At 56.3% G+C, this 19,785-nt stretch carries 23 protein-coding genes; 5 read left to right on the top strand and 18 right to left on the bottom strand.

Features of this window, described 5'->3' with window-relative positions:
- Positions 1–299: 299 nt before the first annotated feature.
- Complete coding sequence (locus O9H32_RS17490) at positions 300–1,475, bottom strand: styrene monooxygenase/indole monooxygenase family protein (RefSeq protein WP_269867406.1); 1,176 nt, start codon at positions 1,473–1,475, stop codon at positions 300–302.
- 230 nt (positions 1,476–1,705) lie between these two features.
- Between O9H32_RS17490 and O9H32_RS17485 the strand changes: the two genes are divergently transcribed.
- Positions 1,706–1,903, top strand: coding sequence for a cold shock domain-containing protein (locus O9H32_RS17485; RefSeq protein WP_013919082.1), 198 nt, complete (start codon positions 1,706–1,708; stop codon positions 1,901–1,903).
- Between the two features lie 443 nt (positions 1,904–2,346).
- Here O9H32_RS17485 and O9H32_RS17475 read toward each other — a convergent pair whose 3' ends face one another.
- The 5 genes from O9H32_RS17475 to O9H32_RS17455 all read right to left on the bottom strand — a co-directional run bounded on the left by O9H32_RS17475 (position 2,347) and on the right by O9H32_RS17455 (position 5,892).
- The gene (locus tag O9H32_RS17475; RefSeq protein WP_269867405.1) at positions 2,347–3,006 is read right to left on the bottom strand and encodes a rhomboid family intramembrane serine protease; all 660 of its coding nucleotides are present in this window, start codon (positions 3,004–3,006) and stop codon (positions 2,347–2,349) included.
- A gap of 256 nt (positions 3,007–3,262) precedes the next feature.
- Positions 3,263–3,814: a DUF3231 family protein gene (locus tag O9H32_RS17470; protein ID WP_269867404.1), complete on the bottom strand. Its 552-nt coding sequence runs from the start codon at positions 3,812–3,814 to the stop codon at positions 3,263–3,265.
- A 63-nt stretch (positions 3,815–3,877) separates the two neighbouring features.
- On the bottom strand, positions 3,878–4,534 hold the full coding sequence (locus O9H32_RS17465) for a hypothetical protein (protein WP_269867403.1): 657 nt from the start codon (positions 4,532–4,534) through the stop codon (positions 3,878–3,880).
- 231 nt (positions 4,535–4,765) lie between these two features.
- A complete protein-coding gene (locus O9H32_RS17460) occupies positions 4,766–5,305 on the bottom strand; it encodes a hypothetical protein (RefSeq protein WP_269867402.1) in 540 nt (179 codons plus the stop codon).
- 29 nt (positions 5,306–5,334) lie between these two features.
- The gene (locus O9H32_RS17455) at positions 5,335–5,892 is read right to left on the bottom strand and encodes a spore coat protein (RefSeq protein WP_269867401.1); all 558 of its coding nucleotides are present in this window, start codon (positions 5,890–5,892) and stop codon (positions 5,335–5,337) included.
- A 191-nt stretch (positions 5,893–6,083) separates the two neighbouring features.
- Between O9H32_RS17455 and O9H32_RS17450 the strand changes: the two genes are divergently transcribed.
- Entirely contained in the window at positions 6,084–6,944 is an 861-nt protein-coding gene (locus O9H32_RS17450; RefSeq protein WP_269867400.1) for an aldo/keto reductase, read from the top strand.
- A gap of 121 nt (positions 6,945–7,065) precedes the next feature.
- On the opposite strand, the gene O9H32_RS17445 is transcribed toward O9H32_RS17450, so the two are convergent.
- On the bottom strand, positions 7,066–7,224 hold the full coding sequence (locus O9H32_RS17445; protein ID WP_269867399.1) for a hypothetical protein: 159 nt from the start codon (positions 7,222–7,224) through the stop codon (positions 7,066–7,068).
- Positions 7,225–7,356: 132 nt separating this feature from the next.
- Between O9H32_RS17445 and O9H32_RS17440 the strand changes: the two genes are divergently transcribed.
- From O9H32_RS17440 to O9H32_RS17430, 3 genes are all read left to right on the top strand, one after another.
- Positions 7,357–8,841, top strand: a complete 1,485-nt coding sequence (locus O9H32_RS17440) for an NAD(P)/FAD-dependent oxidoreductase (protein WP_269867398.1) — start codon at positions 7,357–7,359, stop codon at positions 8,839–8,841.
- A gap of 97 nt (positions 8,842–8,938) precedes the next feature.
- Positions 8,939–9,532 (top strand): TetR/AcrR family transcriptional regulator, encoded by a 594-nt coding sequence (locus O9H32_RS17435; RefSeq protein WP_269867397.1) that lies wholly within the window; start codon positions 8,939–8,941, stop codon positions 9,530–9,532.
- A 136-nt stretch (positions 9,533–9,668) separates the two neighbouring features.
- Positions 9,669–10,289, top strand: coding sequence for a potassium channel family protein (locus O9H32_RS17430; protein WP_269867396.1), 621 nt, complete (start codon positions 9,669–9,671; stop codon positions 10,287–10,289).
- Between the two features lie 64 nt (positions 10,290–10,353).
- Here the strand turns inward: O9H32_RS17430 and O9H32_RS17425 are convergent, their stop codons facing one another.
- The 11 genes from O9H32_RS17425 to O9H32_RS17375 form a co-directional block, all read right to left on the bottom strand.
- Positions 10,354–10,647, bottom strand: coding sequence for a Dabb family protein (locus O9H32_RS17425; RefSeq protein WP_269867395.1), 294 nt, complete (start codon positions 10,645–10,647; stop codon positions 10,354–10,356).
- 75 nt (positions 10,648–10,722) lie between these two features.
- The gene (locus O9H32_RS17420; RefSeq protein WP_269867394.1) at positions 10,723–10,881 is read right to left on the bottom strand and encodes a hypothetical protein; all 159 of its coding nucleotides are present in this window, start codon (positions 10,879–10,881) and stop codon (positions 10,723–10,725) included.
- 86 nt (positions 10,882–10,967) lie between these two features.
- Positions 10,968–11,795, bottom strand: coding sequence for an MBL fold metallo-hydrolase (locus tag O9H32_RS17415; RefSeq protein WP_269867393.1), 828 nt, complete (start codon positions 11,793–11,795; stop codon positions 10,968–10,970).
- A 125-nt stretch (positions 11,796–11,920) separates the two neighbouring features.
- Entirely contained in the window at positions 11,921–12,181 is a 261-nt protein-coding gene (locus tag O9H32_RS17410) for a DMT family transporter (RefSeq protein ID WP_269867392.1), read from the bottom strand.
- Between the two features lie 15 nt (positions 12,182–12,196).
- Positions 12,197–13,396: a staphylopine family metallophore export MFS transporter CntE gene (gene cntE / locus O9H32_RS17405; protein ID WP_269867391.1), complete on the bottom strand. Its 1,200-nt coding sequence runs from the start codon at positions 13,394–13,396 to the stop codon at positions 12,197–12,199.
- 28 nt (positions 13,397–13,424) lie between these two features.
- Positions 13,425–14,168: an ABC transporter ATP-binding protein gene (locus O9H32_RS17400; RefSeq protein WP_269867390.1), complete on the bottom strand. Its 744-nt coding sequence runs from the start codon at positions 14,166–14,168 to the stop codon at positions 13,425–13,427.
- The gene (gene cntD / locus O9H32_RS17395; protein ID WP_269867389.1) at positions 14,155–14,979 is read right to left on the bottom strand and encodes a staphylopine uptake ABC transporter ATP-binding protein CntD; all 825 of its coding nucleotides are present in this window, start codon (positions 14,977–14,979) and stop codon (positions 14,155–14,157) included. The genes O9H32_RS17400 and cntD overlap by 14 nt, the downstream gene beginning before the upstream one ends.
- 2 nt (positions 14,980–14,981) lie before the next feature.
- On the bottom strand, positions 14,982–15,875 hold the full coding sequence (cntC, locus tag O9H32_RS17390; protein WP_269867388.1) for a staphylopine uptake ABC transporter permease subunit CntC: 894 nt from the start codon (positions 15,873–15,875) through the stop codon (positions 14,982–14,984).
- Between the two features lies 1 nt (position 15,876).
- Entirely contained in the window at positions 15,877–16,809 is a 933-nt protein-coding gene (gene opp1B / locus O9H32_RS17385; RefSeq protein ID WP_269867387.1) for a nickel/cobalt ABC transporter permease, read from the bottom strand.
- 50 nt (positions 16,810–16,859) lie between these two features.
- The gene (gene cntA, locus O9H32_RS17380; protein WP_269867386.1) at positions 16,860–18,458 is read right to left on the bottom strand and encodes a staphylopine-dependent metal ABC transporter substrate-binding lipoprotein; all 1,599 of its coding nucleotides are present in this window, start codon (positions 18,456–18,458) and stop codon (positions 16,860–16,862) included.
- The gene (locus O9H32_RS17375; RefSeq protein ID WP_269867385.1) at positions 18,455–19,774 is read right to left on the bottom strand and encodes an opine metallophore biosynthesis dehydrogenase; all 1,320 of its coding nucleotides are present in this window, start codon (positions 19,772–19,774) and stop codon (positions 18,455–18,457) included. The genes cntA and O9H32_RS17375 overlap by 4 nt, the downstream gene beginning before the upstream one ends.
- Positions 19,775–19,785 lie beyond the last annotated feature (11 nt).

Below are 19,785 nucleotides of genomic sequence, written 5' to 3'. Positions count from 1 at the left end.
CCTCCAGCTTCCTTCAGATTCCACCTCACGGTGGACACCCTTGCTCTTGGCTAACGGTAGGCGTTCGCCAGCCCCCGTTCGGGACTTTCACCCTAGAGATGACGCCCATGCTGGGCGTACCACAAGAAGGGCATGATGCGCCAGCTGCATCATGCCCCTCTTTTCTGCGCCGCCAGGGAGGCTGTCGCGATTATCCCCGCAAGATTTTGAATTTGAAGCAGGATCACCGCAACCCCCTTAAGGGGAGCCTACCTGCCTGCTGTTTGCTTGTTAGCCTGCTTATTTGCTTACTTGCCTGCCTATCGTCCCCCGAACAAATCTTCATAGGCCGTACCCGGGTCCGCGAACCAGCCCGCTATGCGCTTCGCCATGTCCTGGTCCCCGGCGGCTGCCATCAAGAGGGCAGCCGCATGCTCCGGCAGCGGGCCCAGCATCGCGTTCGTCCATTGCGTCACCTCGCCGACATGGCGTCGGATCCGCTGCGCGTACGCTTCTCCCGTCGCTTCGTTCCATGGCCGGTCTCTCTGTTCCATCAGCGTAAGATAGAGCTGCTCGGCGCAGTAAGACGCCGTGTTCGATCCTTGGCCGGTGATGGGGTCGTTCAGCACTACGCTGTCTCCGCAGCCTACCGCCAGCGTGCCGCCCACCATGCAGTATGGCCGGAAGACAGCCGGCTGGACCGCCATCTGCACATACCCCCGTTCATCGCACAGGCGCAGGCCCCTATCGTCGATTCTTGCGGCCGTCCCCGGGAAGAAGCGGTCCAATACCCCCCGCATCCGGTCCCGGAAGTCCTCCGGGGATTTGATCCCGCTCAAGCAGTCGAGCTCGCCGCCTGGAACGGCCTCGATGAACAGAATCGTGACCGGACCGTGTGCGGTCTGCGCCGGGATCTCGAAGAGCTCGCCTGTCCCGGGCAGGATCTGAATCGAGATCCCGGCAGGCGCAAGCGGCGTTATCCCATGGAAATAGCCTACGCTGCATTTGCGCTGGGGAGATGCGGGCATAGCGGGCTCTTCCGCCGCAGGAAAGGGTGCCAGCGGCCCTCGCTTGCCCGAAGCATCGACGAGCAAGTCAAACTGTGCGGCGATCTCCCCCGCCCGCGCTGCGTCCACGCGGCCGTATTCGAAGACGACGCCCCTGCGCTCCAGCTCTTCCATGTACCGTGCGAAGTAAACCCGCTGGTCCACCGAACGGGCCGGTGCCTGCAGCTCTCCCGTGAACAGCTTCTGCCCGCCCACGGTCACGTGAATGCAGCTGAGCTCGGGGCCTTCCTCCCAGGCCGGCATACCGTAGGCGGCCTCCCGCTCTCTCGTCTTGGCAAAATGAACCTGAGTCGAGCTGACACGCCCCGCCTTCACCTCCTCCGGCGTCTTGTCCGTGAATACGGTGACTGCGAACGCTCCGCTTGCCGCAAGCGCGTAACTCAGGTGAAGGCCCGCGGTACCGCTTCCTATCACTGCAATCCGCTTCATCGCTTATCCTCCGTTCATCGCGTTGAACTCCAAGGTTCCACTGCCATGATAAGGGAAAGAACGCCCGGTGTGAATAGGCGGAAGCAACGACTCCCCAGGCCCGGAGCGGCTTCGCAGGCCGCAAAAAAATATTTTTTAAAAAATCCGCTTCAAAATTTGGTTTTTTTCCGCAAAACGCTTATAATAGGCTTGTAAGAAAAAATTTGTTGTTGTACACAGGAGGAAGTTACATGAAGGGTCAAGTAAAATGGTTTAACGCTGAAAAGGGCTACGGCTTCATCGCCGGCGAAGACGGCACAGAAGTATTCGTACACTTCAGCGCGATTCAATCCGATGGCTTCAAAACTCTCGACGAAGGCCAAGACGTAGAGTTCGACATCGTTGAAGGTCAACGCGGCCCACAAGCTGCGAACGTTGTGAAACTTTAATATTACGAGCCACTGAAAAAAAGGAACCACTCTTACGGAGTGGTTCCTTTTGTATATTGCGGGGAAGGCCTTGCTGCCCGGATGCCCACAACTGACGCAAGCACTTGCCCGTCTGCTGCCTTATCTGCAGTATGGGCTCCGGCCCCTCCCCCTTATAACGGCACACCATGAGGTGATTGCCGTCCGGATCCTTGAAGTTGAACAAATGACCGAAGAGAATCTCGCCGCCCGAGGGCAGTCCCAGCAGGGAGCAGTACCAATCCCGGGCGGGTGCGATATGACGGACAGGAATAAAGACGAACCAATCTCGTTCTTGACCGGATGCATGAGAATCGCTCCTTCTGTGGCAGGGCACAGCCCCGTCCTGATGGGTTGATACCGCTGTTCCTGTTCCTGTTCGGTTCTCTCCTTGCCGGAATTCACAGGACCTTCGGTCTTATAGCTTAGCGCATATCCTCCTGCCCGTCGCCATCCCTCCCCTTATCAAGCGGCTGCCCAGAGGATCTCTTTGTTACCGCAAGGCTGATCAGCCCGCAGAGCAGAAGCCCTCCTACGAAACCTCCGCCATGCGCATACAGATCGACCCGGGGGACGATAAGGGAATAGACGAATCCGACGATGACGATGGTCCCGACCGTCTGCTTCGTCGCATAATCGATCAGGTCCTTGCGGAAGACCGACAAGAACAGGAATGCGGCGTAGACGCCGTAGATGGCTCCCGACGCCCCTGCCCCGATGTAGGGCTCGTCATGCATCAGGGCACTCGCCGCGTTGCCTGCGATTCCGCACAGCAGGTAGAACAACAGATACTTCCACCGGCCGAGCAGACGCTCAAGCGGCGCCGCGAAGACATACAAGGCGAAGCTGTTGAAGAGCAGATGCTGAAACCCGATATGAATGAAGATCGCCGTAACATAGCGCCAGGGTTCGGGCTCCAGTCCAGGGACAGCGAACATCGCCCCGAACTCCAGCAGGGTCCTCTGGTCATTCGATGAGCCGTACCATTCCATCGTGAACCAGACAAGAACCTGAATCAGGATCAGCGCCAAGGTGACTGGGTACAGCCTCATGTATTCTTTCAAGCTTTCTCTACGGTCGAACATGGGGTCGCCCCTTTCTTCATGGAATGCGTTCTGGTGAATGCGTTTTCTTTCATCGTCCTAGGGGAATACAACGGGATACAGACGGGAAGATGACGGGTTGGGGGCGGAAGTTCTCCTTACGATTATATCCCAAGAGCACGGGGCAGCCGCAAGTCCTGCCGCGGGCAGCGCAAAAAGCGGCTCTCCCGAAGGAAAGCCGCAAAGGGCCAAAATGCCGGGCGTCCGCAGGGCTTGCACCGGGAACCCGGTGCACAGGCTACTGGACCGGAGAGCCCGGTGGAACGTAGAAGGGCGGCTGCTTCAGCCATCCCCGCTTGCTCAGGAGAGGACGGATAGCGGCGGCCAGCTTCATATGTTCCTCCTGGAAGCTCGCCCATAACAGCCCTACGTCCGGCCGGATCGACTGGGCGATCCCTGTCGCGCAGTCGACGATCGAGATGGCCACCTTGATACTGATTCCGTTGGCGATTTCATTGTCCGTCTGCTTGACCCCCTGAGGGATGTCGTCCGGATTGCAGTCGGGCTTCATCTCGGACAACGGAGGCAGAGGAACACCCTCCGACAAGAGGACTTCCGTCAAGCGCTTTCTCTGGCTTTCGCAGGTCTTCAGGGAATCCGCCAGGATCGAACGCAGGTCTTCGTCTTTGGTGGTGTTCAGACCCATTTTCACATAATTGTTCGCATCGCCGACCGAGGCCAAATACGCCCAGCAGTGCATCACTTCCCCGACATGCATGGGCTGCTTGTCCCCGCTGCCGTGAACGAAAGACTTCATCAGCTCGGCCGCCGCCTCAAATAGATTCGTCATGTCCCCGCCCTCCGCTCTACTTGTATACCTTGTAGTATGGAGCAGGACTGGAAAATCTATACTTCAGCGGGTCGCGCCGCCCTCGAGCGTTTCCTTCTTCTGCGAAAAATAATGGGTGACCGTTTTCCATACATGCTGCCAGCGCCGCTGCCTTGCGGCCGCCGCCATCCGCTTCGTCTCCAGAATTTCTTTCATCATATGCATCATTTCATCCTCGCGGATTTTGCGGTGGGCTTCGTTCTGCCTGCTTACCTCGTCGAATCTCTCATGAAGCACCAACACTTCCGTGACGATGGCGTCCTGGTCTTTCTCGAGCTTCGAGACCTTCGTACCGGTTTCTTTGGACAGCACCTCCAAGTCGGCCAGACGCTGGTCCGTACTCTCCATATACTCCTTCATCCGCAGCTCGAACAAATGATCGATGAGTCCCTTGATCTCTTCCCGGTCGGCCGCAAGCTTCGCTGCAGCTTGGGTGTCATCGCTTACCGAGGCGGGCGCCGTATACTGCTCTACCACTTCTTTGACCGCTTCCCGCAGTTCTTTCTTGTCGAGGAGCTTCATCGAGATGAGCTTCACGGCTTCCATATCCCGCTCGGAGAAATCCCGCTCCCCTTTCCCGTCCACTGTGAACTGATATCCGTGTTTCTCCATCAATACACACCACCGCTTCAAGGAAACCGCCGACACGAACACGCTTTGGGCTGCCGATTCTATGTTCATTACTCTATCATCCTCTCTCTGGTAACGGTTGATCTCACTATCTACTAGAATACCTCCCCCCGCCGGAATATACTGTCGAAGAGCGTTGTCAGATTCACGGAAAGAAAGCAAAAGCGTGTACCATTGCAGCGAATAAGCAAACGGGGCCGCATGCCAAACAGCCGTGGGCCTCCTCAATCGGAAGCTCACGGCTGGCAGCGCAGCACCTGCGCAGACAGACTGCCGCCTATCCTAGGGCGACAGGCTCGGCGGCGGCGGCACATTGTCCCTGTATTCGTACTCTCCGGTCTCCGAAGCCGGATGGCTGTGCAGGAAGCGATGCTCCACCCGGTCGCTGAGGTTCATCAGATCCGCGGAGATCAGGGACAAGACCTCGGAGAGGTCCTTTAAAGTCCGGTAATCCTGCTTGAACCCGTAGGCGAGAGGCCGGCTGCCCGCCTGCTCTTCCTCGCTCAGCTTCTCGAACGCTTCCTTATCGCCGCCGAGGGCGGTACGGTATTCGTTCAATACCTCTTCGAGCTTCGCTTCTACCTCGCCGATGCACGGACGCAGCTCGGTCCGCAGGCCCGCGAGGCTTTGGCGCAGGCTCATCACCTCTCCGCGCTCCGCCGGCAGGGTGTGCAGCCCGGCAAAACGGTCTCTCATCGCATCGAGATGGCCGATCAGCTCCTGCAGACGGTCTGAACCCAGCTTGGATTTGGCGGTATCGAGCTCGCACAGGGCGGCGGCAAAACGGATCCGCTCCAAAATTTGCTGTACTTGCGCTTCCATAGGTTTGTCCTCCTCTGTGCTGCCCCGGCTTACATCGGGTTCGAAGGCTGGTAGGCGTGCAGGAATGTTTTGGCCGTGTGGTCCTGCATCGTTGGCACCTGGTACATGCCCTGCTGGTTCATGATCAGGAACGTCTCGTACGCCTGCTCGGCGCACAGGTTCGCCCCCTGCTGCAGCATACGTCTGACATTCGGGTCGGCGCACTCAAGGCAGGCCTGCATGTGGGTCTTGGCCGAAGCTTTGTGGGCGGACAGCACCGCGGCGAGAATCTGCCGGTCGTTCAGGGTGCCCTGAAGCACCGGGCCTACGGGGGCGGGACGATCCAGACCGTAGAGGATTTGTTCCGGACGCACCTGGGTGTTGTATCCCGGCAGGCCCGGGCCCGGCGCATTCGCCGCGCTGTAGTCGTGGGTATAGCCTACCAATTGGTCGTAGCCTGCGGCAGCCGTCTGCAGGTGGCGCGCCGCCAGGTCGCGGACCGCCGGGGATTGGGCCATCTGCGCATACAGCGCCAAATGCCCGATCAGATTCATCTTCTCGTTCAGAATTTCATGGACTTCCATCGTTTCGTGAGCGCCGAATGGCATGGGAATTATCTCCTTTGGGTGGTGGGATCAATGGCCGGGTAGCGAGGCCCAGAGGTTACTTTTCCCAGAGTGCCCTCCCGGTATTCCATCCTCTTCCACCTGCCGGCGTCCTCCGCTGCTCCCGCCTGCCGGCCCGGGTATGGTATACTTTGCTACAGCAGCAGACCCTATCAGTAGAGGAGAAGGTACCCTTGGAACATAGACCGTTCGGATCGACGGGACGAACATTCCCGATCCTCGGCTTCGGCGCCCAGCGCATCGTGGACGAGCACGGATGCACAGAGGAGGAAGCCGTACGCATCGTACACCGCGCGATCGAAGCGGGCATCACATACTTCGACACGGCGCCCAGCTACTCGGACGGGCAGTCGGAGCAGCGGCTGGGGCTAGCCCTGGAAGGAAAACGCAGCGGCGTGTGGATCGCCACCAAGACGCATGACCGGACGCGGGACGGCTCGTGGCGGCTGCTCGAAGCGAGCTTGAAGCGGCTCGGAACCGATCATGTGGACGAGTGGCGGCTGCACAACATCATGACGATGGAGGAGCTGGACGCCTGCTTCGCGGAGGACGGGGCCCTGCAGGCGCTGCGGGAGGCCAAGGAACAGGGCGTAGTGCGGGCGCTGAGCATCAGCGGCCATACGAATCCGCTTGTGCAGGTGGAAGCGCTGGGACGCTTTCCCTTCGACAGCGCGCTTGTGGCCTTGTCGGCAGCCGACCACTTCATCTACAGCTTCGCCCATGAGTTACTGCCAACAGCGGCCGAACGCGGGACGGCGGTAGTCGGGATGAAAGTATTCGCTCTCGGCAAGCTCGGCCCTTGGTACGAGCAAGCGCTGAGGTACACCTGGTCCCTGCCGGTCGCCACGGCGATCGTCGGCATGGAATCCATGGACCAGCTCGAACGCAACCTCGCGGCTGCGGAGAGCTTCAAGCCGATGACCGAGATCGAGCGCGCCGAATTTCTGAAGGAAATCGCCCACTTGGCCTCCCCTGACGTGCTGCGCTGGAAAGCATCGGAGTGGATGTCCGGCAAGTGGTACGAACGCGGCTAAGCGGAGGCAGAACCAGTACGATGCAGACCAGTACGATGCAGTATAGGTACAGGAACCATAGGAGCCCTAGCTATAGATCCTTGCCCGCGGGACCGCCGGGCAGGTTTCCCGGCGAAAAGCGTTACTCCCGGCTGACATTCGTTTGGCCTGTCTCTGTCGTTGTCTCTGCCTCTGTCTCTTGCGACGAAGCCGCCCGGTTCCCATGCCGGGCGGCTGTTCGTGCGTTACGCTTGCCATGCGGACCGCTGCGGTATGAATCGCCCTCTTGCTGCCGCGGCAAGGGACATGCCTCTGTATTTTATTGTTGACTGATCCAGTCAATCTAAATTATAGTAAGGTCATACGGCACACCCATTACATCCGGTCCGCTGCATAGCCTGCCGCCCATCCCCAATCTAAGGAGCGATTACCTATGGAGCAGAACCAACACCGCCACCTTGGCACAGCTATTATTATCGGAGGAAGCATGGCTGGCCTGCTGGCCGCAAGAGTGCTCTCCGATGTATACCGTGAGGTGCTCGTCGTGGAGAGAGATGAGCTTCCTTCGGAGCCTGCGAACCGTGCCGGGACGCCCCAAGCCTTCCATCCGCACCGTTTGACGCCCCGGGGCATTCAAGTTCTGGAGCGTTACTTTCCCGGCTTCAACGAGGAGCTGCTCACCCACGGCGCCCCGTCCTCCCTCGGCATGACCAGTCACATGAGCAATGCCTATGGCTCCCTGATCATGGGACCCGACCCGCAGAACAACGCCTCCTGCTCCCGTGCCCTGCTCGAATGGGTGTTCCGGCGCCGGGTGCAGGCGCTGCCGGGTGTCTCCTTCCTCACCCGGCACGAGGCGACCGGGCTTGAGGTGTCCGCGGACGGCCGCACCGTCACCGGCGTAAGGGTGCGCAGCCGCGGTCCGGCGGATGCGGCGCCCCGCCCCCTCAGCGCCGATCTCGTGCTGGATGCCTCGGGCCGCTTCTCCCGGCTGGTCCCTTGGCTGCGGGATCTGGGATTCGATGTCCCTGAACCGGACATTCTCCGCTTGGATCTGGCTTACAGCACACGCCGCTACCGTGTTCCCGCAGGCAAGCAGCTGCCCTGGGAGGTCATCCATACGTCGGGACAGCCCGAGAAGCGCATCCCTACCGGCGTCTTCTCGGTCATCGAGGACGATACGGCCGAGAGCACGCTCTACAGCGCGGGCGGCCTCTACCCTACGACCTCGCCCGAGGCGTATCCGTACGAGGCTGCCCGCCTGACCTCCCCTGCGCTTGCGGAGTCCATCCAGGAGCTGGAGCCGCTCGGACCGCCCCGCGGCTTCCGGGTGCCGGAGCTGGTCCGGCAGCGCTTCGGCCTCATGAGCGATTGGCCGCAGGGGCTGCTCGTGCTTGGCGATGCCTTCTGCCATTTTGACCCGATCTTCGGCCAAGGCATTACGGCGGCCGCCATGGAGGCCGAGATTCTCGAAGAAGCCCTCCGTGAAGAGCTGCTCTCCGCCCGTCCCGGCATGGAGATTCGCATTCTGGGAAGAATTCAGGAGCTGCTGGAGCCCGCTTGGTGGCTGAACTGCACGGCGGGGCTGCGCTGGCCGGGCGTGGAATATGCCGGCTCCGAGCCGCTAGTGGGGGTGGAATTCGCCCACCATTATTTCGATCTGTATCTGGCGCACTCGATCCGCGAACAGAATATGGAACTCTACGGATTGTACTGGATGGTCAATACGCTCCTGGTGTCCCCCAATAAGCTGGCCCAGCCAGAGCTGGTGACAGCCGTGCTCGCCGGGGCTTCCGAAGCGGAGAAGGCATGGTTCCACGCCCTGTCGGCCGAACACGGGCTGCCGGCGGAAGAACTTCCGGGAGCGCTGTTACCTGCTTTCTTCCGTCCGCAGCCGGCAGAAACACCATCGGCCTAGCTGCACCGGACGGACGGCAGTGGTATACTCATGACCAGGACCCTATCATTCCTCAGGCGGGATACCAGACACCGTCCAATAAAGGAGCTTGCGAGCATTGTCGCCATTAAATGAAGATCGGCTGGGCCAAATCCGCGACCAGCGCAAAGAACAAATTATGCAGGCCGGCCTTGGAGTATTCGCCCGCCGCGGCATTCTCGGAACCAAAATGAGCATGATCGCCGCGGCTGCCGGCGTCTCGCACGGCCTTCTCTACCATTATTTCAAATCCAAAGACGAATTGTTCACTTCCCTGATCGAGGAAGCCGTCGTTGCCGCCGATGAGTCCGTTAGGCAGCTCTATGACCTCCCTGGATCTCCAGCCGGGAAGCTGCGACTGCTGACCGAACAGATTCTGCAGGAAGACGGCGCGGAATATTTCATGCTGATCCACCAGGCGCGCACATCGGACGGCGTGCCTGCGGAAGCAAAGGAACTCATCGCGCAATACTCCATGGCCCGCTTCATCGACGTCATGCTGCCCTTGTTCCAGGAGGGGCAGCGCCTCGGCGAGATCGTGCCCGAACCGGCGGAGGAGCTTATCGCTTCCTACTTCTCGGTGCTCTCCGGTCTGATGGTGCTGCATACGAGGGACAGCGAGTACCGAATTCCGGATACCGCGCTCCTGCTCCGCATGTTTCTCCTTCCTTGAATAGCGGGAAGAACGCCGACCGCCGCGGCCCCTCTGCCTGCTTCACATAGGGCCGCACCGCATAAACCGGGCCGGCTTCGGGCATAGTACCCCCTGATGGGATTACTTGACAAGCCAAGGGGAGGGGAAACCGGCAATGAAAGGCACCAGAGAACCCAAGCGGGGCTCGGAGTTCAGCAGCCGGAAGCTGGCCGCATACGGCGGGGCGGCGGCCCTGCTCGTCTTTCTCCTGTTCTGGGAGCAGGTCTTGGGGGCCTCGGTCTCGCTCCACCCGGCAGCCGCCGGAATCCGCTGCCTCGCTGCGGTCGTGCTGCTGGGAGCCGGGACCCGGATGATCGTCGAGTTCATGGACAGCATCCCGAATTCCTCGTCCGGCGTAAGCCATATCTTCACCGCTTCAGCGATTCTGCTGTCGATCATCGTCTTCAGCTATGCGATTCTATTCCACGAGTTGTACCGTCTCTGCGACGGAACCTCCTTCACGGGCGAAATGCTGACGGAAGGCGACTTTCTCTACTTCAGCGTTATGACCATCACCTCCACCGGGTACGGCGATATCTCCCCCCGTGGCGCGCTCGCCCATCTGGCAGCCGCTGCGGAGATGCTCTTCGGCTTCTTCATCAGCTCCATGTTCCTTGCAATGCTCGTCTGGAAGTACGTACAGCGGCACCGTACATCCGGGGAAGAGAGAGAGCCGGGCGGAGAAGACCGGGGACACGCCGGTATCGGCACCCATAGACCAACCAAAAAACCTTGAGCGGCCGGGCAGTGCAATGCCCCGTCTCTCAAGGTTCTTTGGTCGTGCTGATCTGTGTATTCCCTTAAATCTCGATATCCACTACGATGCTGTCAACCCGTCCGACTTCGCGGATATAAGCGGCCACTTCCTGGTGGCGCGGGTTAGGGCCGTAGGCAGCCAGCGCGGCCCGGTCCTCGAAGCGGACCGAGAGCACCACCTGGTAGCCCTGGTTCTTCTCCGAGAAATTCAGACCGGCCTGCAGGTCCACAATGCCGCTCAGATGCTCCCTCAGGGCCTTGAAACGGGTTACAACCTCGGCAAGCTGTTCCTGCGTGGTGGATTCGCCGAATTTGACGAGTACGATATGATCGATCATGGTTATCCTCTTTTCCGGTTGGATGTAGAAGTTCATGTAATACTATACCACGGAGGCCAAGGGCGACCAAGCCTTTCAGAGAACCTTCATCATGGAGAGGCACGAAGTCCTTGCCGTGAGCTCCATCGCTTCCTCCCCTATCCCCCGCCCGCAGTCATGCCGCTCTCGGGGCCGCTGCTGCCGGGCGGCTTCCTCCTGCATTATGTCCTCCAACCGGACCGTCTTGCTCTTCATCGTCGGTTCGGAGCGGAAGCAGTCCTCTCCGAAGCCGGATCAGGCGCCGCGAAGTCATCGCGTCCACCTAGGGGCAGCTTCCGGCGTTATTGAGGAGCGGCGGCCAGCTTGCTGATGTGATAGGCGATGGACACCCGGCTCTCCTCTCCCGCCTCCCCTTCCTCGGTGTAGAGCAGCGCCTCGCCTTCGGCCAGCGGCGTCGAATAGGGAACGCTCTTCGAGACATCGATCCGCGACGCGCAGCGGATCAGTCCTTCCAGGCAGGAGCGGTCCAGCGCATGGGGAAAGTGGGAAGAGACGATCCGGCGGAACGGCAGCCGGCGAAGCTTCTCCAGGCTGGCCTGGTAGACGGAGACCGATGTACTCTCCGGAAGGAACAACCACACCATCGGCATCACGGTATCGGCGCCAAGCAGCGTCCCGGTCTTGCGGTCGAGCAGCGCAATGCTGCCCGGCGAATGCCCTGGCGTGTGATATACCTCCAGATCCCGGTCTCCGAGGCGGAACACGTGTCCTTCGCGGATTCCGGTCCAGGATGGAAGCTTCCGGCGGATATACGCCTCTCCCTGGAATCCGTCCGGCAGCACGCCCGAGTCTACCGCCTTCAGCATCCCTTCCCTCAGGGCTTCCGAACTGTGCTGCCGGGCCAAGTCCATATCGTCCTCATGCAGATAAGCCTCGCCGAAGGCGTGGTTCCCTCCGATGTGGTCGATATGGCCGTGACTGTTCACGACGAGAAGGGGCAGATCGGTCAGCCGCCGGACGGTCCTCTCCAGATCCCCAAAGCCATACCCGGTATCCAGCAGCAGGGCCTGGTCCGTACCGGTCACAAGCGTACAGCCGACGCCGGCTGCTTCGAACAAGTGATAGATCCCCTCATCGATCCGGTGTACTGCGAAGTGTTCATCTGCCATCAGAATCTTCCGCCCCTTTCGGTGGGTAGTGAATGACAAGCTGACATAATGTAATTGTTTTACGTACAAATAATATATTATGTATGCGTAATCTTGTCAATCCCTGCATGCCCATCAGGACAGCCTCATCCCGCCTTCGCCGGCTTCCTTCGCGAAAGCAGAATGCAGGAGGCCACAATCAGCACTCCTCCGGCGACGGTCATGGCATCCGGAACTTCCGCCCAGAACAAGAAGCCCCATGCCGCATTGAACACGATCCCGACATACCGGGTGACCTCGACCACCACGGCGTTCTCGTGGGTAAAGGCCCGCGTGAGGAACACCTGTCCGATCAGCGAGACTACGCCGATGCTTCCCAGATAGATCCATTCGGTCCAGCGCCTCATTCCCAATGTGCTGCATTACATCGATTGGCTCGCTTCGACTAAACTGGTCCGTCGAACATAAGCGAACAGGATCATCGACGCACCCAGCATTGCGCAGATCATATACATGGAAGAATAGGAAGTCAGGTCGGCAATCGGTCCCATCATGACCCCGCCCAGCGACACGCCCAAATCGGCCGTAGCTACGAATAATCCGATTAACATATTGCGGCTTGACTGCGGCAGTACAAAAGACAAATACGTGGTCAGCGTCGGATAGAGAAGCGCTTGAGCGACCCCCATGACGATGGCACCGATATAGAAAAAGACGGCCCCGCCTGTTAAAGAATAACTCACACATTGCACGGCGACGGTTACCATCAGTATAATGGCCATAATGAATGAGGAATGCCATTTGCCGTCTGAAGGAATCTTCTTCCGCAGTGTAAACCGGGACAAGACCAGAGTGCCTGCCTGAAGCATAAGATAGAACCCGGCATGGCCCCCCTGGATTTGTGCGGCGTACAGCGGAATGAAGGTCGTAACCGATCCGAACACAATCGAAGCCGTCAGCATGAGGACGCTGCATGTAAATAAGTAAGGATTTTTGGCGAGCTCGCCAAAGGACTTGAACATCGCCGCCCCCTGCTTTGCCTGGCCTGTAGCTGGCACGGCCGAATCTTTGTGATCCATCTTCGCGCTGTAACCAATCAACCCGGTAAAGACGGCAAGGGCGATCATGACCATCGCAAAGTCACTCATATCCCCAGCCTGCCAAATCCCCAGCGCCAGCAAGGGTCCTACAATCCCTGGCATATAGGCACACAACGAATAGAGCGAGATCCCCTGGGAACGATCCTGATCCGGCAGCGCGTCAATAATGCCCAGTTGCAATGCCATCGAGAAAAAAGCCGTACACACGCCTTGCATCACGCGGGCGGCAAAATAACCTTCCAAACCGGTAACCGGGTACAACATCAATGCGAATCCATTGATGATCAGAATCGTTCGCAATACTCGAATGGGTCCATACTTTTGAATAATCTGACCTGCCAGCGGCCGGAAAAACATGGCTGTGAACAAGTAAGCCCCCATGATGATCCCGATGGTTGTATTCGTTGCTCCCAGCGACTCCCCTTGAAGAGGGATAATCACATTCAATATCGAATTGGCGCTAAAGTAGGAAAGTGTTACTAAATACAGCCGCAGAAATGGCCATGATAGCGCTCCTCTCACCCGGTCACTCCTCCTTGTTCTCTGTTTTCTATATAAGGATCATCTGCAGCAATGTTTTGGCATAAGCGGACTGAACGTCCTTCAATTTTTCAACCCTGACCACCTCTTCGATTTGGCCGTCGCGAATGATCATTACGCTGTCACAGATATAAGCGGCGGCTTGGATGTCATGGGTGATAAAGATATACCCCATGTTGTATATGTTTCTTAAGCTTTTTAATAATTCAAGTACCTGGATCTGAACCGATCCGTCCAAGGAACTGATAGCTTCATCAAGCAGGATCAATTTCGGTTCCGTAGCGACTGCGCGGGCTATACTTACTCTTTGAGCCTCGCCCCCGGACAGCTCATGAGGGTATTTTTTGCGATAAGACGGATTCAAACCTACCTGATTCAATAACACGTCCAGCTTATCATGCATAGCTTGCTTACTCATCCGCATCAGACGCAGAGGCTCCTTGATCACTTCTTCTACCGTGAAGAAGGGATTCATCGAAGACGTATAGTCTTGGAATACGGCGCTTATATTCCCGGATCTCGTTCTCCGATCCGTCACGTTCACTTCCTCGAACCGGATCGATCCCCCATCCGGCTGCTCAATCCCCAGAATCAAGCGTCCGAGCGTCGACTTGCCGCTGCCGCTCTCCCCAATAATACCGAGACATTCTCCCTGGCGGCACTGAAAGGTGATGTTCTTCAGGACATGCTGCCTTTCGCTTGAGAACAATCCGCCCTTCGTATAGAACTTCTCCACACATTCAACTTTTAGCAACGCCAACGCCCCCCATCACTCGTCTGAAATGATGATGCAGCGCCTGCTTCGTGGAAACCAGATATCGGGTGTATTCATGCTCGGCTTCAGCAAAAATCGCCTGGGTGGTTCCCCGCTCCACGATGATCCCGTCTTTCATAACCAAAACCTCATCGGAGATTTTCCTCACGACTCCCAAGTCGTGAGAAACAAATATCATCGAGCCTCCCATTCGTTCCCGCAAGTGAATAAACTGTTCGACGACCTCGTACTGCGAAATCGTATCGAGTGCCGTTGTGGGCTCATCCGCAAGGATGAGGTCGGGCTCCAGCACAATCGCAAGTGCAATCATGATCCGCTGCAGCATGCCGCCCGACAACTGATGAGGATACTTGTTCATTACCTCGACCGGGTTTTTCAGCATCACACTTGCCATGGCAAGCTTCATATGAGACGTGATCACGTCCTTGCTCCAGCCGAAATGCTGCTGAAGCGTCTCTTGAAGATGAACGCCCACCACACAAGATGGATCAAAAGCGCTCATGCCATTCTGCATGATCATGCAAAGCTGCTTTCCTCCCTTCTTTCTCATTTCGCTGTCCGAAAGAACACCCAGGTCCTCCCCTTTAAACACTATGTCCCCGGATTGGCGAATTCCCGATTTGTTCAATCGCATAATGGCCCTGCAGGTTACCGATTTGCCGCTCCCGCTTTCTCCGACAATAGCCAGGCAGCTTCCCTTCTTGACATGAAAAGAACTTCCCCGAATGATGATCTCGCCTGTACTGCCGTCCCAAATTCTCAGATTGGAGACCTCTAACAGATGTGTCACGGCTAAGCCACCTCTCTCCCTTGAAGTTTCACATCCGCGGCCGCTGCCTGAGCTTGAAGCTTGTCTTTGGAGGTCATCAGCTTCGGATCCAAAGCAACCTGAAGGGCATCGGACAAGAAATTGATGGCCGATACGATGATGATGATGGTCAAGCCGGGCGCGAGCATGATCTCCGGCCTCGAGAACATCACTTCCCTAGCCTCGTTCAGCATCATGCCCCATTCTGCATGGGGAGCCTGTATGCCTAACCCAAGGAAGGAAAAGCCGGAGATTTGCAATACCATCGAACCAAAGGAGCTGCTGGAAATCACCGCAATGTCTGGAAAGGATACCGGCACAATATGCCTTACCATGATAGTAAAGTGACCGACGCCAATCGCCTTGGAGTACTTGACATAATCCGATTCCGACACCTGCATAACCGATGTTCGTATAATCCGGGCGAACCAGGCCCACTTGCTCAAAACGAAAGCAATCAGAATATTCTCAAGACCGACCCCCAATATTCCGATCAGTGCCAGGGTCATGACATATCCCGGGAATGAAAGCATGACATCACATACTCTCATGAGAACCGTATCCGTTCTCCCCCGGAAGTAGCCGGCGATAAACCCCAGAACCGCTCCGATACCTACGGACAAGGCCAACGCTGCAAGCACCCACAGCACGCTGGGACGGATACCGAAGATCAGCCGGGAAAGCACGCATCTTCCCAGATGATCGTTGCCCAGCAGAAATCCCCATGTCGGGTCCGCATATCTCAGTTCCATATTGACTTCATGGGGATCATGCGGCGCAAACCATGGGGCCAATATTCCGACCACAACCGTGATCGCAAGGATGGACAAGGACACCGCAGCCAGCTTGTCTTTGATGATCTGCCTCAATAGGTTCATACTAAAGATCCCTTCTTAATTTCGGGTTCATCGCCGCATTGACAATATCCGAGATGGTGTTGAACAGGACAAATGCGACGGCTACCACCAATACATACGCCTGAATAATAGGAAAATCCCTGCTCAGGATCGCATTAACGCTTAGACTGCCTAACCCCGGCCAAGCAAACACATTCTCCACAACAACCGTGCTGCCCAGAATAATCGGTACCGCCATGCAAAATACGGAAATGGCCACCAGCAGAGAATTCCGAATGATATGCATCGTTATCTTCGTCTCCGGTAACCCGCAGGCCCTTCCATACAGAACGTAGTCCTGATGTAAATTGCTTATCATGGAGCTTCGAATGATTCGGAAGTAGGTGCCGGCATAGTTGATCGCAATGATAATGACCGGCAGCACATAACTTTGGTAAGAGTCCATCCCGCTGGTCGGCAGCAGATCCAGCTTTACGGAAAAATACCAGATCATCAGTGCCGCAAGTAAATAGGACGGCATGGAGGTCAGAAAAAAGGAAACGCCCCTGACCGATTGATCCAACAAGCGGCCCTCCTTCAAAGCGCAGACCACGCCGAGAGTCATCGATAACGCAATGATGGCAATGACCGATGCCAGCGTAAGCTTCAGTGTGTTCAAAAGTGCCGGGCCGAGCATGAACCATACCGGCTCGCCGGTGACGTAGGAATTCCCGAAATTAAGCTGCAAGCAGTCCATCAGCCATTGAACATACCGGATCAGGAACGGTCGATCCAATCCGAGCTCCGCTTTGGTCTGGGCGATAAGCTCCGCCGTGATCTGGGGAACGCCTTGCGCTTCCAGAACTACCTCGGCCGGGTCCATAGGAGACATATGAATGAGAATAAACGTCAGGAACGAGATGATGATCATCAGAGGGATCGATAATAATCCCCGCTTGGCAATATACCGGCCCATGGCAATCCCGCTTTCTAATCAATGAAAGGGGAATAACCCCTTTCTTCTAATTATTCAAAATACATCTTCTCAAAAGGCAGCTCAAACTGGGTTTGCTTAAATCCAACACCCTGCAGCGCTTTGGGAGCGACGACCGTGACACTGCCATTGGTAAGTGGAATAAAGACAGCCTCTTCGTGAACGATGTTCAAGATGTCCGCATATAACGACTTGCGGGTATTGTCATCCATGGACACCGTAACCTGATTGATTTTCTTGTATAGCTCGTCTGCCTGCGCGATGCCCTTGGTTGTATGCAGATAAGAAGATTCGCTGGTAAAGGCAGCAACGGTACTTTGCGGGTCGTATGCAAGACCCCAGGTTTGGTTGAACAATAACTCGTAATCGCCTGTGGACCTGCGCTTGGCGATGGAAGTCGACTGCTCTCCGAGGATCTCCAGCCCAATCCCGATTTTTTTCAATGCATGCTGAATCAATTCCGCTTGCGTTTTCTGGGAAGATGAATTCGAATCGTAATAAAGCTTCATCAACAGGCTGCTGCCGTTCTTGGTTCTAACCTCTTGGCCATTGCCAAGACTCCAGCCTGCCTGATCCAGCAGTTTTTGGGCAGACTCGGGATCGTAGCCTCGTTTCTTCAAGTCGACATCGGCGTATTTGACGTTGGAAGAGAACAGGGTGTAGGCCGCCGGTTCAGTACTTTTGAAAATTTGCTTGCTGATGGTCTCCCGGTCAATCGCATGCCAGACCGCCTGACGAACCGCCGTCTCATGAATCGGACTGTTTATCTTGCTGCTGTTCGCCACGATCAATTTCGTATTCATCGGCTTACTTCTCGCAATTTGATATTTGCCGGACTTGGTCAATTGGGTCATGGCTTCTACATCGATGCTGTCGGTGCCGCGATCATCCGTAAATACGAAGTTTACCTCCCCTTTCTGCAGTGCCAGGAAAGTCGTTTCGCCGGCGGGAAGAACCTTGCCTGTTATTTTCTTCACTCGTGGCGCTCCGCCCCAGTAAGCTTCGTTGGCTTCGAATACGGCATATTGATCGACTTTATGTTCGGCAAGCTTATAAGGGCCCGTACCATGATAGCCATTCAGACCATCCTTGGTTTCCCCATGGATGAAGTTTTTGGGCGAGACGAAGACGTAAGGTCTGGTGAAGGACAGTTCAAGCAGCGCGGGGTAGTAAGGTTCCGAGAGAACCAGTTGAACGGTATGCGGATCGATGACATTACATTGAACGATCTTGGTTGACAGCTTAATCCAGGCATGCTTCGCTGCGTTCCTATGTACAGCCTCGATATTCCTCTTTACGGCCTCCGCATTGAAGGGCTCACCGTCATGGAACTTCACATCTTTTCGGAGACGAAAGGTATATACCTTCCCGTCGCCGGATATCTCCCAGGATTCTGCCAGCAATGGCTTGAATCCCTCTTCCGTATTTTCAACCAGGGATTCAAAGACCATTCCTTGTGCCGAATTGGAGCCTGCATATACATGAGGATTCATATCGATCAGGTCTTTTGCCGCTGCGTATACTATTTCTTTGGGGGACTCCTTCGATGCGGTTTGCGTACCGCCGCATCCTGCCAGAAGCATTGTAAATACTGTACATCCTGTGATTAGTGCGACCCATGCTCTTTTCATTTCAGTTCCTCCAACAGCTCATTCTGCTTACCGATCTCGGTGCATATCATCTTCAAATCTTCTTCAAAGCTCTGTACGGCAAATGCACTTGACAACCTCTGGCCTTGAAGGGCCTCAGAGGCCGACAGCAATCTCCCCTCGTACGTCGCAATGAACTTGTCGATGGTGGGACTCTTAACCTTCAAGTGCCTTGCTATGCCCTGAATGATTTTGATCCGGTAATAGTCCTCCTTGGGCATACGCGGGATATCCCAGTACCCTTCCCTGTCCACAAAAATCTGTCGGATCGGAACAGCGGAAAAGTCGAAATATCTTCCATCCTGGTCCGGCTCCGAGAAGGGGTCGATTAACAACGAGGTATACCGTATGTACAATAAATATTCTTGATGAATGGTCTCCAAGTGGACGAAGTTCTCAATATCATGACGAGACAGGCTCTCCAATCGGACCGGGTAATTATCGTCTGTCATAAACTTAAGTAAGTTAATTCCCTCGAAGCGCAGCGAATCGAGGAGGCTCATCATTTCTTTCCACGCCGCGAGCATGTCGCGAATCAAGCCTTGCGTGATGGGGCCTTCCGGGAACATTTTGTACACATACTTCTTGGTATCAGCCTCTCCAAATACAGCGCCAAGTGAAAACTCATTCATAAAAAGTGGAGGGTGTACATATAACGAGATATTTCTGGATTCCGCCTCCATGGGCGATCCCATGACCTCCAGCGTGGTACCCAGCATTCCATACAGCTCGCAAAGGCTCGAGACCACAGGGGATCGACCGTGCGTCGAGCCGATGAACACTTTTTTCTTCACAGCCGTCGTTATCACATGATCAGACGGTTTCTCACCCGCCCAGCGTGTATCACCTGAGTAGGTTGAGAAGCTGATAATCTCAACGGAGGGTTGAATGTCCTTCATATAATGGCGTACCAGACTGTTGGAGCCGAAGGTCGGAGACAGCAGCAGCATGCTTTCGACCTGCTTTAGAAGCTCTGGTTTGGTTTTTTTCAACACAGCAACGTAAGCATCCGTCGTGACCGCGAGGATCAGCGTATCCCATTGTCCCGTAATGCTTTCGTATCCCTGAAAGACTTGATCTACGATACAATCGCCCTGCATCTGTCGATGCTTTTCATTTTGAATCTCTGCACGAACTTCCTGGTTGCTTTGCCTGAGCGCCGTAAAGAATGGCTCGGAACGAACAGACTGCCGCCCGACAATGCCGATATAGCAGTTCAGTTTGTTTTTTAGCGTGACGGCAAGCTGTACGGACGCAGGACCCGTACCCAGAATCAATACCCGGTTTAAGCTGCTCATTTAATAGGAAC

This window comes from Paenibacillus caseinilyticus, assembly GCF_027533645.1.
GTDB classification, from domain to species: Bacteria; Bacillota; Bacilli; order Paenibacillales; family NBRC-103111; genus Paenibacillus_G; species Paenibacillus_G caseinilyticus.
This window is presented reverse-complemented; position numbering and strand designations above follow the sequence as displayed.

Excerpts from the sequence above, each read along its gene's own strand:
- O9H32_RS17485 (WP_013919082.1), top strand. The coding sequence starts at position 1,706 with ATGAAGGGTCAAGTAAAATGGTTTAACGCTGAAAAGGGCTACGGCTTC.
- O9H32_RS17460 (WP_269867402.1), bottom strand. The coding sequence starts at position 5,305 with ATGGAAGCGCAAGTACAGCAAATTTTGGAGCGGATCCGTTTTGCCGCC.
- O9H32_RS17415 (WP_269867393.1), bottom strand. The coding sequence starts at position 11,795 with ATGGCAGATGAACACTTCGCAGTACACCGGATCGATGAGGGGATCTAT.
- O9H32_RS17430 (WP_269867396.1), top strand. The coding sequence starts at position 9,669 with ATGAAAGGCACCAGAGAACCCAAGCGGGGCTCGGAGTTCAGCAGCCGG.
- O9H32_RS17425 (WP_269867395.1), bottom strand. The coding sequence starts at position 10,647 with ATGATCGATCATATCGTACTCGTCAAATTCGGCGAATCCACCACGCAG.
- O9H32_RS17490 (WP_269867406.1), bottom strand. The coding sequence starts at position 1,475 with ATGAAGCGGATTGCAGTGATAGGAAGCGGTACCGCGGGCCTTCACCTG.
- O9H32_RS17470 (WP_269867404.1), bottom strand. The coding sequence starts at position 3,814 with ATGACGAATCTATTTGAGGCGGCGGCCGAGCTGATGAAGTCTTTCGTT.
- O9H32_RS17410 (WP_269867392.1), bottom strand. The coding sequence starts at position 12,181 with ATGAGGCGCTGGACCGAATGGATCTATCTGGGAAGCATCGGCGTAGTC.
- O9H32_RS17465 (WP_269867403.1), bottom strand. The coding sequence starts at position 4,534 with ATGAACATAGAATCGGCAGCCCAAAGCGTGTTCGTGTCGGCGGTTTCC.
- cntC (WP_269867388.1), bottom strand. The coding sequence starts at position 15,875 with ATGAACCTATTGAGGCAGATCATCAAAGACAAGCTGGCTGCGGTGTCC.
- O9H32_RS17455 (WP_269867401.1), bottom strand. The coding sequence starts at position 5,892 with ATGCCATTCGGCGCTCACGAAACGATGGAAGTCCATGAAATTCTGAAC.
- O9H32_RS17420 (WP_269867394.1), bottom strand. The coding sequence starts at position 10,881 with ATGAAGAGCAAGACGGTCCGGTTGGAGGACATAATGCAGGAGGAAGCC.
- cntA (WP_269867386.1), bottom strand. The coding sequence starts at position 18,458 with ATGAAAAGAGCATGGGTCGCACTAATCACAGGATGTACAGTATTTACA.
- O9H32_RS17375 (WP_269867385.1), bottom strand. The coding sequence starts at position 19,774 with ATGAGCAGCTTAAACCGGGTATTGATTCTGGGTACGGGTCCTGCGTCC.
- O9H32_RS17475 (WP_269867405.1), bottom strand. The coding sequence starts at position 3,006 with ATGTTCGACCGTAGAGAAAGCTTGAAAGAATACATGAGGCTGTACCCA.
- O9H32_RS17440 (WP_269867398.1), top strand. The coding sequence starts at position 7,357 with ATGGAGCAGAACCAACACCGCCACCTTGGCACAGCTATTATTATCGGA.
- opp1B (WP_269867387.1), bottom strand. The coding sequence starts at position 16,809 with ATGGGCCGGTATATTGCCAAGCGGGGATTATTATCGATCCCTCTGATG.